The 10,975-nt window shown below is 63.9% G+C and carries 11 protein-coding genes and 1 pseudogene; 8 read left to right on the forward strand and 4 right to left on the reverse strand.

What is annotated here, in order from left to right; genetic code table 11:
• Nucleotides 1–159 (forward strand): annotated as a pseudogene (locus tag FNJ47_RS51855) (methionine synthase); the annotation flags it as partial.
• Between the two features lie 16 nt (nucleotides 160–175).
• On the opposite strand, the gene FNJ47_RS40265 reads toward FNJ47_RS51855, so the two are convergent.
• The 3 genes from FNJ47_RS40265 to FNJ47_RS40275 form a co-directional block, all read right to left on the reverse strand.
• Nucleotides 176–799, reverse strand: coding sequence for a hypothetical protein (locus FNJ47_RS40265; protein WP_163161598.1), 624 nt, complete (start codon nucleotides 797–799; stop codon nucleotides 176–178).
• 184 nt (nucleotides 800–983) lie between these two features.
• On the reverse strand, nucleotides 984–1,511 hold the full coding sequence (gpt, locus tag FNJ47_RS40270) for a xanthine phosphoribosyltransferase (RefSeq protein WP_163161600.1): 528 nt from the start codon (nucleotides 1,509–1,511) through the stop codon (nucleotides 984–986).
• A gap of 6 nt (nucleotides 1,512–1,517) precedes the next feature.
• Nucleotides 1,518–2,270: a competence/damage-inducible protein A gene (locus FNJ47_RS40275; RefSeq protein ID WP_163161602.1), complete on the reverse strand. Its 753-nt coding sequence runs from the start codon at nucleotides 2,268–2,270 to the stop codon at nucleotides 1,518–1,520.
• 224 nt (nucleotides 2,271–2,494) lie between these two features.
• Between FNJ47_RS40275 and FNJ47_RS40280 the strand changes: the two genes are divergently transcribed.
• From FNJ47_RS40280 to FNJ47_RS40300, 5 genes are all read left to right on the forward strand, one after another.
• Nucleotides 2,495–3,913: a circularly permuted type 2 ATP-grasp protein gene (locus FNJ47_RS40280; protein ID WP_163161604.1), complete on the forward strand. Its 1,419-nt coding sequence runs from the start codon at nucleotides 2,495–2,497 to the stop codon at nucleotides 3,911–3,913.
• A gap of 8 nt (nucleotides 3,914–3,921) precedes the next feature.
• The gene (locus FNJ47_RS40285; protein WP_163161606.1) at nucleotides 3,922–4,866 is read left to right on the forward strand and encodes an alpha-E domain-containing protein; all 945 of its coding nucleotides are present in this window, start codon (nucleotides 3,922–3,924) and stop codon (nucleotides 4,864–4,866) included.
• 138 nt (nucleotides 4,867–5,004) lie between these two features.
• Nucleotides 5,005–5,847: a transglutaminase family protein gene (locus tag FNJ47_RS40290; protein WP_163161607.1), complete on the forward strand. Its 843-nt coding sequence runs from the start codon at nucleotides 5,005–5,007 to the stop codon at nucleotides 5,845–5,847.
• A gap of 179 nt (nucleotides 5,848–6,026) precedes the next feature.
• Nucleotides 6,027–6,452, forward strand: coding sequence for a carboxymuconolactone decarboxylase family protein (locus FNJ47_RS40295; RefSeq protein ID WP_163161609.1), 426 nt, complete (start codon nucleotides 6,027–6,029; stop codon nucleotides 6,450–6,452).
• Between the two features lie 312 nt (nucleotides 6,453–6,764).
• Nucleotides 6,765–7,058, forward strand: a complete 294-nt coding sequence (locus FNJ47_RS40300) for a GYD domain-containing protein (RefSeq protein WP_229182166.1) — start codon at nucleotides 6,765–6,767, stop codon at nucleotides 7,056–7,058.
• A 185-nt stretch (nucleotides 7,059–7,243) separates the two neighbouring features.
• On the opposite strand, the gene FNJ47_RS40305 is transcribed toward FNJ47_RS40300, so the two are convergent.
• Complete coding sequence (locus FNJ47_RS40305) at nucleotides 7,244–8,899, reverse strand: ABC transporter substrate-binding protein (protein WP_163161613.1); 1,656 nt, start codon at nucleotides 8,897–8,899, stop codon at nucleotides 7,244–7,246.
• Between the two features lie 301 nt (nucleotides 8,900–9,200).
• Here FNJ47_RS40305 and FNJ47_RS40310 point away from each other — a divergent pair, with 301 nt between their 5' ends.
• Both FNJ47_RS40310 and FNJ47_RS40315 read left to right on the forward strand, forming a co-directional pair.
• Nucleotides 9,201–9,962: a proteasome-type protease gene (locus FNJ47_RS40310; protein ID WP_163161615.1), complete on the forward strand. Its 762-nt coding sequence runs from the start codon at nucleotides 9,201–9,203 to the stop codon at nucleotides 9,960–9,962.
• 14 nt (nucleotides 9,963–9,976) lie between these two features.
• Nucleotides 9,977–10,738, forward strand: a complete 762-nt coding sequence (locus FNJ47_RS40315) for an SDR family oxidoreductase (protein ID WP_163161617.1) — start codon at nucleotides 9,977–9,979, stop codon at nucleotides 10,736–10,738.
• The last annotated feature ends 237 nt before the right edge of the window (nucleotides 10,739–10,975 follow it).

The following is a 10,975-nucleotide window of genomic DNA, read 5'->3' on the forward strand; positions in this document are numbered from 1 at the left end:
TTCGGCACGGTGATCGGTGCGGTGGCGAAGCACGTGCCGAAGGGCAACATCAGCGCGACCACCAATTGCGGCAGGGCGGCGATGCGGCGGGATATCGCCGAATCCAAGCTGATCGCGCTCGGCGCTGGCGCCAAGCTGGCGCGGCAGCGGCTGGCGTAAGCGCAGCGCCGGCGGCTCAGCCCAAAGCAGCCGCCGCGCTCTGATGCAGTACCGGCCGATAGCCGGACTGAAATGCACGGACGGTCGACGGCGGCGTCAGCAGCATCGCGGGAGCGGTCACGTCGGCCCGCTCGTAACCAGCGAACGACCAGCGCAAGGTCTTGCCAGCGGCGGCGAGGTAACTTTCGCCGTTCAGCTGCACCATCGTGCCGTCGGGTAGCTCGGCGAGCGACATCGGTAGCTCATGCAGCCGCTTCCTGCCGCGGTCGAGCCGTTCGACATGCAGCACCGCATCCATTGCCTTGGCGCTGAGATCGCTGACACCGTTGCCCGTCTCCCATGCAGCGCGAAACCGGTTGGCGTCGTCACGGCGGCAGTAGAAGCAGGGCCGGTGTCCGGCCGCGAAGGCCGTTGCTTCATCGAGGAAGAACAGCTCGGTCCAGCTCCGCCGGCTCATCACCTCGCGCCGCCGTCCCCTGAACTCGCAGACGCAGGTGAGCCATGCCGGCGACGACCAGCGCTTATTGAGGAGCGTCCGCGTCGCGGGATCGTGGATAATGCCGCGATTGCCGGTGAAGGTGCCGCGATGCTCGGTGGCGACGATCTCTCCGGTCGGAGCGATGCGATTTTGCAGGGGCATGCTTGTGCTTCCCCCTCGCCCCGCTCTTGCGGGGAGAGGGTCGGGGTGAGGGGCTGCTTCCGCGAAAACATAGTGAGAGATGAACCCGCGGTGAGTCCCCTCACCCGATCGCTTCGCGATCGACCTCTCCCCGCATCCGCCTTCGCCAAGGCTTCGGCGGACAAGCGCGGGGCGAGGTGACTCTTTAAGCCGCGCCGTCGCGGATCGGCGGCTGGAACGACAGCGCGGTATCCCAGGGGAAGAAGATCCAGGTGTCCTGCGACACCTCGGTGATGTAGGTGTCGACCAGCGGCCGGCCCTTCGGCTTGGCATAGACCGTGGCGAAATGCGCGTCGGGCAGCATCTCGCGCACCAGCTTGCCGGTCTTGCCGGTGTCGACGAGGTCGTCGACGATCAACAGCCCCTTGCCGGTGCCGCCACCGAGCTTAGCGGTCTGCTCCGAAATGCCCTTGAGCACCTTCAGGTCGCCCTGCTTGTCGTGGTCGTAGCTGGCGATGCAGACGGTGTCGATCACCCGCAGGCCGAGCTCGCGGGCCACGATCGCCGCCGGCACCAGCCCGCCGCGGGTGATCGCAATCACCGCGTGGAACGGGCCGACCTCGTTGAGCCGCCAGGTCAGCGCCCGGCAGTCCCGGTGGAATTGATCCCACGAGACCGGGAACGGCCTGCCGGCCCGGTCCTGCACACTCGGTTCAGAATTTCGTTCGACCATGTCGCCTCAACCTGCCGGCTTCTTCTGCGCGGCCTGTACCTGCTTCAACATCTCCTTCACCGCGGCCATCGCCGCGGCGAGCTTTTCCGGATCGCGCGAGCGCACCACCAGATTGGTGTTCGGCTTCTGGTTCTCGTCCTGGAACGGATAGCTGCCGATGATGGTGTCGGGATTGGCATCGGCGATCGCCCTTAACGGGCCGCCGATATCGCCTTCCCGCGCGTCGGCGCGGACCGAGTCCGACAGCATCCGCACGCCGGATTTCAGGGTCGGCGCCACGATGTCCATCATCGCCTGCATGATGGTGGGGATGCCGGCCATCACGATCACATTGCCGAGCTTGAAGCCGGGCGCCAGGATGGTCGCGCTCTGGATCAGTTCGGCGCCGTCGGGCACCCGGGCCATCCGCAGCCGCGCCTCGTTGAGGTCCTGCTCGCTCCAGCGCTCCCTGAACCGCGCCACCACATCCGGATGGTGGTGGATATCGACCCCGAACGCCTTCGCCACGCTGTCGGCGGTGATGTCGTCATGGGTCGGCCCGATGCCGCCGGTGGTGAACACGTAATTGTATCTATGCCGCAGCGCATCAAGGGCCGACACGATATCGGCCTCGTCGTCGGCGACGACGCGGACTTCCTTCAGGTCGATGCCGATATTGGTCAGGTATTCGGCGATGAAGCCGATATTCTTGTCCTTGGTCCGGCCGGACAGGATCTCGTCGCCGATCACCAATATCCCCGCCGTGACGATCTCGCTCATGGTCTCATTCCCTAACTTGATCCCCTGACATTGCCGATCCAATGCCTTGATGTCACGGGGTTTTGCCGCCGAATTAAGCAGACCTCAGCCGGTTTTTCGGGCAGCCTTCCGGATACCCCTTAGCAAATGCCAGAAGCCAATGCATATCGCGCTGGCCCGCCCCTTGCTACCATCCCATCAAGTCATGCACTGTGTCACATGGCTTGGGAGGGCAGTCGGGATATATGGCAGTCGCGTTCGATGAGATGAACGGCCTCGGCGAGGATCTTCGCCCGGCCTACCAGGAGCTCTCCCGCTGGCTGAAAGAGACGCCACCGGATGCGCTCGAATATCGACGCCAGGAAGCGGAGCTGCTGTTCCGCCGGATCGGCATCACCTTCGCGGTCTACGGCGATTCCGAGGCCCAGGAACGGCTGATCCCCTTCGACGTCATCCCGCGCATCATGTCGGCGACCGAGTGGACGCTGCTGGAGAAGGGCCTGAAGCAGCGCGTGCTCGCGCTCAACATGTTCCTCAAGGACATCTATCATGGCCGCGACATCCTGCGCGCCAACATCATCCCCGAAGACCTGATCTTCCAGAACCCGGTGTTCCGGCCGGAGATGAACGGCCAGGACGTGCCGCACGACATCTACGTCCACATCGCCGGCATCGACATCATCCGCACCGACCCCGACAACTTCATCGTGCTGGAGGACAATGCGCGCACGCCGTCCGGTGTCTCCTACATGCTGGAAAACCGCGAGATCATGATGCGGCTGTTTCCGGACCTGTTCGCGCGGCACCGCGTCGCGCCCGTGGAGCGCTATCCGGACGAGTTGCTGTCGGCGCTGCGCTCGGTCGCGCCGCACAGCGCCTCGGCTGAACCGACGGTCGCGCTGATGACGCCCGGCGTCTACAACTCGGCCTATTACGAGCACTCCTTCCTGGCCGACAAGCTCGGCATCGAGCTGGTCGAGGGGCGCGACCTCATCGTCAAGAACGACGAGGTGTTCATGCGCACCACCGAGGGGCTGAAGCGGGTCGACGTGATCTATCGCCGCGTCGACGACGATTTCCTCGATCCCCTCACCTTCCGTCCGGATTCCGCGCTCGGCGTCCCCGGGCTGATGTCGGCCTATGCGGCCGGCAACATCACGCTCGCCAATGCGGTCGGCACCGGCATCGCCGACGACAAGGCGATCTATTCCTACATGCCCGACATCGTGAAGTTCTATCTCAGCGAAGAGCCGATCCTGAAGAACGTGCAGACCTGGCGCTGCCGCGAACCGCAGGATCTGTCCTACGTGCTCGACAACCTCGCCGACCTCGTCGTCAAGGAGGTGCACGGCTCGGGCGGCTACGGCATGCTGATCGGTCCCGCCGCCACCAAGGCGACCATCGAGGCGTTCCGCGACAAGCTCAAGCGCGAGCCGGAAGGTTTCATTGCGCAGCCGACGCTGGCGCTGTCGACCTGCCCGACCTGCACCGACAAGGGCCTGGCGCCGCGCCATGTCGATCTCCGCCCGTTCGTGCTGACCGGCTCCAGCCACACCACCATCGTGCCGGGCGGGCTGACCCGCGTCGCGCTGAAGGAAGGCTCGCTCGTGGTCAATTCGAGCCAGGGCGGCGGCACCAAGGACACCTGGATACTGAGCGAGTAGTTGAAAGCATGCTGTCGCGCACCGCTGAAAACCTGTTCTGGCTGGCCCGTTATGTCGAACGCGCCGAATATCTGGCCCGCACGATCGACGCCACGTTACGCGTCACCGCATTGCCCGCGGCCTATGTGGGCAAGACCAATGAGTGGGATTCCGCGCTGCTCACCGCCGGCGTCGGCGCCGCCTTCTACGACCACTACGAAGAGGCGAACGAGCGAAACGTCATCGAATACCTCTCCTTCTCGGACGAAAACCCCGCCTCGATCAAGAACTGCATCGAGGCGGCGCGGCTCAATTCGCGCTCGGTACGAACAGCGCTGACGTCGGAGATGTGGGACACCATCAACTCGGCCTGGATCGAGCTGCAGGCGGTCTGGAACAAGGGTCCCGCCAACCGCGAGGAGCTGGCGAAATTCCTGCGCTTCGTGCAGGAGACCTCGTTGCGCTTCGATGGTTCGGCCTACCGGACCATGCTGCGCAATGACGCCTACTGGTTCTCGCGACTGGGCGTGCATCTCGAGCGCGCCGACAACACCGCCCGCATTCTCGACGTGAAGTATCACATGCTGCTGCCCGAGGAAGAGCACGTCGGCGGGCCGCTGGATTACTACCAGTGGACCTCGATCCTGCGCTCGGTGTCGGCAACGACCGCCTATCACTGGGTCTATCGGGAAACCTTAAAACCCTGGCTGATCGCCGACCTGTTGATCCTCAACGACACGCTGCCGCGCTCGCTTGCCAGCTGCTACAGCAATCTGGTGCGCAATCTGGACCAGATCGGCGTCGCCTATGGCCGCCAGGGCGCGTCCCAGCGCCACGCCCGCGGCATCAGGAACCGGCTCGAGCACAGCCATATGGACGACATCTTCCAGCACGGCGTGCACGAATTCATCCAGGAATTCATCGCGGATAACTCACGGCTGGGCGAGATCATCACCAAGCAGTATCTGATCTGACCGATTTTGACGCAAAATCTCGTGATGGCCGGGCTTGACCCGGCCATCCACGTCTTGCTTTGAAGGGCGATTAGGAAGAAAGACGTGGATGCCCGGAACAAGTCCGGGCACGACGATCCCAACTGCAGTTGATCGACCATGCGCCTGCGGATAGCCCATACCACCACCTATCGCTACGAGCCGGCGGCCTCGGGCGTGATCCAGATTCTGCGGATGACGCCGGGCAGCCATGACGGCCAGTATGTCGCGGACTGGCAGATCGACGTCTCGACCGATTCCCGGCTCGATACCCATGAGGACGCCTTCGGCAACGTCACCCATGTGCTGACACATGGCGCCATCAGCGACCTCACCATCCATTGCGAGGGCTTGGTCGAGACCCAGGACACCGGCGGCGTACTGAAAGGCAGCGACGAGCGGTTTCCACCGAGCCTGTTCCTGCGCCCCACGTCCCTGACCGACCTCAACCCGGCGATGACGACTTTCGTCCGCGAGCTGCGCGCAGAGGCCGGCGGCGACGTGCTCGGCTTCCTGCACGCGCTGATGGCGCAAATCTACGAACACATGACCTTCGACGAAGACCCGACCAACAGCGCCACCTCGGCTTCCGAGGCATTCGCGCTGAAGCGCGGGGTCTGCCAGGACTACGCCCACATCCTGATCGCCTGCGCGCGCGCCGGCGGCGTTCCGGCGCGGTTCGTCTCCGGTCACTTCCTGCGCTCCGACGGCATGGTCAACCAGCAGGCCGGCCACGCCTGGGCCGAGGCCTTCGTGCCCGACCTCGGCTGGATCGGCTTCGACGCCGCCAACGGCATCTGCACCACCGACGCCCATGCCCGCGTCGCGATCGGGCTCGACTATCTTGGCGCCGCCCCGGTCCGCGGCACCCGCTATGGCGGCGGCAACGAGACACTGACAGTCGCGGTCAAGGTCGATCAGGCCGGACGACCCGGGCAGTGGCAGAGCCAGACGCAGTCGTAGGCCCCACTCCTCTCCATCGTCATTCCGGGGCGCGTCTCTTCGGCGCGAACCCGGAATCCATTTCTCCACAGAGTCGGTGGCGCAATGGATTCCGGGTTCTCGCTTCGCGAGCCCCGGAATGACGATGGTAAGATGCGAGTGCTATTGTGCTGCCTCACACCGACCCAGCGAGATCAATCATGGCAACCGTCAAGCTTCTCTCCGACGACGAGCTCTCCGCCGAGGCACGCGCCGTCTTCGACGACATCCGCGCGACGCGAAAATCGGATTTCATCAACAATTTCTGGCGCGCGCTCGCGCATGATCCGAAAACCCTGCGGCGAACCTGGGAGAGCATCAAGGAGGTGATGGCGCCGGGTGCGCTCGATCCGAAAGTCAAGGAAATGCTCTATGTTGCGGTCTCCGTGGCCCATGGCTGCAGCTACTGCATCCACTCGCACACCGCCGCCGCCCGCGCCAAAGGCATGACCGAGGCCGAGTATCAGGAAATGCTGGCGATCGTCGGCATGGCCGCCGAGACCAACCGGCTGGTCACCGGGCTCGGCGTGCCGGTGGACGAGGCGTTCCTCGTCGATGCACCGGCAGGACGACGGCAAGAGCCGTGACGTTTTTGCAGCCCTTCGCGACGTTGCGCAGCACGGGAACGATCGGGCCGCCGCCGCCGGGCTCCCGATCACAACGCGGGGAGCCCTCTTTCTCGAGCAAGGGACATGGCGTAATCTGCGGTGAGCTGTTCTTTGAGACGGGACGGGCCGACGTCGCCGTTTGACAGAACGGGCAGCGGTCAGGCCATCGGCAGGCATCTCAGTCTGAAAGCAGCGCCTGCCTTATGTGGCGCTCCTTCAACTTCAACGTGAAGCAAGTTCGCCTGCCGCGCACGCGGCAGACAAGGGAATGCACAACCCTTGGAGGACGACATGGCAACATTCATATTGAGGATCGACTGGACCGACCAGGGAATTCGTAACGTCAAGGAAGCTCCCAAGCGCAGCCGAGCGGCGAGAGAACTCGCCCAGAAGCTCGGTGTCGAAATCAAGGAGGTCTATCTCACCTCCGGCGAGCATGACATTCTTCTCCTCGCCGAAGCGCCCCTCGGCGACAGCATTACAAAACTCGCGCTTGCCCTCAGCTCAATGGGAAACATTCGAACCTGCACCTCGCGGGCGTGGCCCGAAGCCGAGTGGACCAAGCTGATATCCGAGCTCCCGTAGCGGCTTCGGATATCCCAATGGATCCCTACGCGGTCTGACCGGCGGGTGCCGCCGCAACCTTGGCACCCGGCGATCAGCCCCGGGGACCGCGCGTGTGCGCAGGAACAGCCAGCGGCTCCTGGTCGCGTGAATGAGTGAAACGCACGAGGACGACGGCGCATGCCATTGCCAGCGGGGCAGATGCGTCACTTGTCCAGCCAAACATCCTCGAAGCGCAGATTGTTGTACTGGCTGTTGTCGTGCGGATGGAAGTTCTTCACGTAGGGCTGCCAGCAATTGCCGGCCGATGAGTGCAGGATGACAGGCCGTGCGGCGTCGTCGGCCAGGACGCGCTCGATGTCGAACACGATCTTGCGGCGCTTGTCCTTGTCGACCTCGCGCGACTGTGCCGCGAGCAATTTGTCGACCTCGGCATTGCAATACTGGGTGTAGTTGCGCTCCGAGTTGCAGGAATAGTTCTCGACCAGATTGCCGTCGGGATCGTCGACGCTGACGCCTGTGACATTGAGGCCGATGGTGTAGTCCTTGCGCTGCAGCCGCGAGTACCAGCGCGGCGTATCCAGGATATCGAGCTCGGCGACGATGTAGATCTTCTTGAGCTGGTCGGCGAGGATCACGGCCGGGTCGCGATAGGTCGGCAGATTGCGGGTCTGGATCTTGATCGACAGCGGCTTGGCGTCGCTGTAACCGAGCTTCTGCATGATCGCCTGCGCGTCCGCGAGGTTCTTCTCGGTGTCGGGACCGTAGCCCATCAACGTCGACAGGATCTCGGGCGGCATGCCCCACTCGCCTTCGGGCCTGGCCTGCATCGCGCCGCCGAGCCGCCCGGTGCCCTCGAACAGGATACTGTTGAAGGCCTTGCGATCGAGTGCCAGCGACATCGCCTTGCGGATATCGGGATTGTCGAACGGCGGATTGACGCGGTTGACCAGCAGATTGATCTGCAGATTGGTCGACGTCATCTCGCAGATCGCGCTCGGCGACCGCGCCTTGACATCCTTCATCAAGGGAATGCTGACATCAGACGGAAAGGTGATGTCGTAGTCGCCGGTCGCGAACGCCAGCATGCGCGTGGCACGGCTGTCGATCGACCGCACCGTGATCTCGTCGAGATACGGCCGATCTTTCTTGAAGTAATCCGGGTTACGGACGAGACGGATTGAATCGCCGCGCCGGAATTCGACGAATTTGAACGGTCCGGTGCCGACCGGCTTGGTGCGCATGACCTGCTGCGGCACATGGCAGGGATAGACCACCGAAAAGGCGCTGGCGAGCAGCGCCAGCAGGCCGGGCTGCGGCTCGGTCAGCTCGAAGGTCGCTTCATCGTCGCCATCGACGCTGACATCCCTGAGCTTCGAGTACCAAACCTTGCGCGGATTGCGCTTGAAGTCCTGGGTTTTGGAGTCCTGGGTTTTGGAGTCTTGGGTTTTGGAGTCTTGGGCTTTGGAGTCTTGGGTCTCGCTCTTGCCGATCAGCATCCGCCAGGTGCACTGCACGTCCCTGGCCGTGAACGGCTGGCCGTCGTGCCAATTCACGCCGTGGCGCAGCTTGAAGGTGAGCTTTGTGTTGGTCGGGTCCCACGACCAGCTCTCGGCGAGATCGGGGATCACGGTGTCGATGCTTTCGTGCACCTTGGCCGGATCGAACACCACGAGATTGTTGAAGACGGCGGCGAACGGCATCACCGAAGCGATGGTGGATTCCTCGAGCAGCGAGGTCGAGGGCGGATTGTCGTTGTGATAGAGCCGGAGCGTGCCGCCCTTCTTCTGCGCCGATGCCGGGCTCGCGGCCATCGCCGCGACACCCAGTGCCATGATGCACGCGGCCCGTTTGAATGACATTCTCGCCTCCCGGAATTCTTTTGTTCTTGTCGATTGCGGCCAGTCGACCACAACGCCAGGTGCCTCGCAATGACAGGGGCGCGTATCATTGCCGACTGCGCGCAACGCAGGGCAACGCCGGCGCCTCGCAATTCCGAGCAGGCGTCGGCTGGAACAGACGCCGACAGGCCGTCTCCGCGATCGGCCTCTGCCCTTTTTGACCAGCCACCGCATGTCCCGTCACGGGGAATTGGGGTTGGATGCGACCTCGAAATTGGCTACACGTTCTGCGCCGAGAAATACGGATCGTTGGGGACTGGAAATGACCTATTGCTGCGGAATTCTGGTGCGAGACGGCCTCGTCATGATCGCCGATACGCGCACCAATGCCGGCCTCGACAACGTCTCGACCTTCCGCAAGCTGCACATCTTCTCGACACCCGGCGAGCGCATCATGGCGATCGCCAGCGCCGGCAATCTCGCGATCAGCCAGTCGGTGCTGTCGACCCTGACCGAGGGCATGGAAAATCCGGACACCGGCGAGCGCGAGACGCTGATGAACGCCCCGACCATGTTCCAGGCGGCACAGCGGATCGGTCGCGCCATCCGCTCGGTGCACGCCACCGAGGGCGACGCGCTGCGCTCCGAGGATATCTCCTTCGACGTCTCGTTCCTGTTCGGCGGCCAGATCAAGGGGTCGCGGATGCGCCTGTTCATGGTCTACACCGCCGGCAATTTCATCGAATGCACCACCGACACACCGTATTTGCAGATCGGCGAGCACAAATACGGCAAGCCGGTGCTCGATCGCGCCATGCACTACGACGTCGAGCTCTATGAGGCGCTCAAAACGGGCCTGATCTCGATGGATTCGACGATGCGCTCCAATCTCGGCGTCGGCCTGCCGATCGACGTGCTGGTGGTGCGCACCGACGCCTGCGAGGCCGATCTCAACCACCGCATCGAGGCCGGCGAGCCCTACTTCCACGACTTGCGCTCGCGCTGGTCGGCGGCGCTGCGCGCGGCGCATCAGAACATTCCACGCCCACCCTACAAGAACGAAACCGAAGCAAAAACCAAGTAAGAGGAAACTCGGAGATGACTGAGGCAACCAGCAAGATCGCACTCGTGACGGGCGCCGGCACCGGCGTCGGCCGCGCCGCGTCGCTCGCCCTGATGGACAAGGGTTACACCGTGGTGCTGGTCGGGCGCCGCCTGGAGATGCTGGAGGAGACCGCCAAGCTCGGCCCCGCCGGCAAGAGCCTGTGCGTCACCGCCGACATGGCCAACCCGGCCGCGATCGCCGCGCTGTTCGACAAGGTGAAGGCGACCTACGGCCGGCTCGACGTTCTCTTCAACAATGCCGGCATGGGCGCGCCGCCGGTGAATTTCGAGGACCTGCCGCTCGAGCAGTGGCAGGCCGTCGTCAACACCAACCTCACCGCGCCGTTCCTGTGCACCCAGCACGCCTTCCGCATCATGAAGGACCAGACCCCGCGCGGCGGCCGCATCATCAACAACGGCTCGATCTCGGCGCATGCACCGCGGCCGTTCTCGGCGGCCTACACCTCGACCAAGCACGCCATCACCGGCCTCACCAAGGCCTCCAACCTCGACGGCCGGATGTATGACATCGCGGTCGGCCAGGTCGACATCGGCAATGCCGCAACCCCGATGACCGACCGCATGGTCAACGGCCCGGGCGTGCTGCAGCCGGACGGCACCACCAAGCACGAGCCGCGCATGGACGCGAAGGCGGTCGGCGATGCCGTCGCCTACATGGCCGGCCTGCCGCTCGACGCCAACGTGTTGTTCATGACGGTCATGGCGACCAAGATGCCGTTCGTCGGCCGCGGCTGATCTTCCCTTTTTCGCTTGCGGCAGAGCTACACGAGGGCATTGCCGGAATCGTCCCGGCCATGCCCTCTCAGGGGCGTACGGTCAAAATATCGAAAACAACCCCATGCACAGTAGCCGGCGACTGCCGGCGCCCGACACGGCGACTGTCCGACACGGCGACTTGACACGTCGGGCAACTCAGCAGTATTTTTCCATTATTCCGAAATCGTGCGTGGGGGAAGAAGGTCAGCGCGAGGG

The organism is Bradyrhizobium uaiense (genome assembly GCF_010811875.1).
Taxonomy (GTDB): domain Bacteria; phylum Pseudomonadota; class Alphaproteobacteria; order Rhizobiales; family Xanthobacteraceae; genus Bradyrhizobium; species Bradyrhizobium uaiense.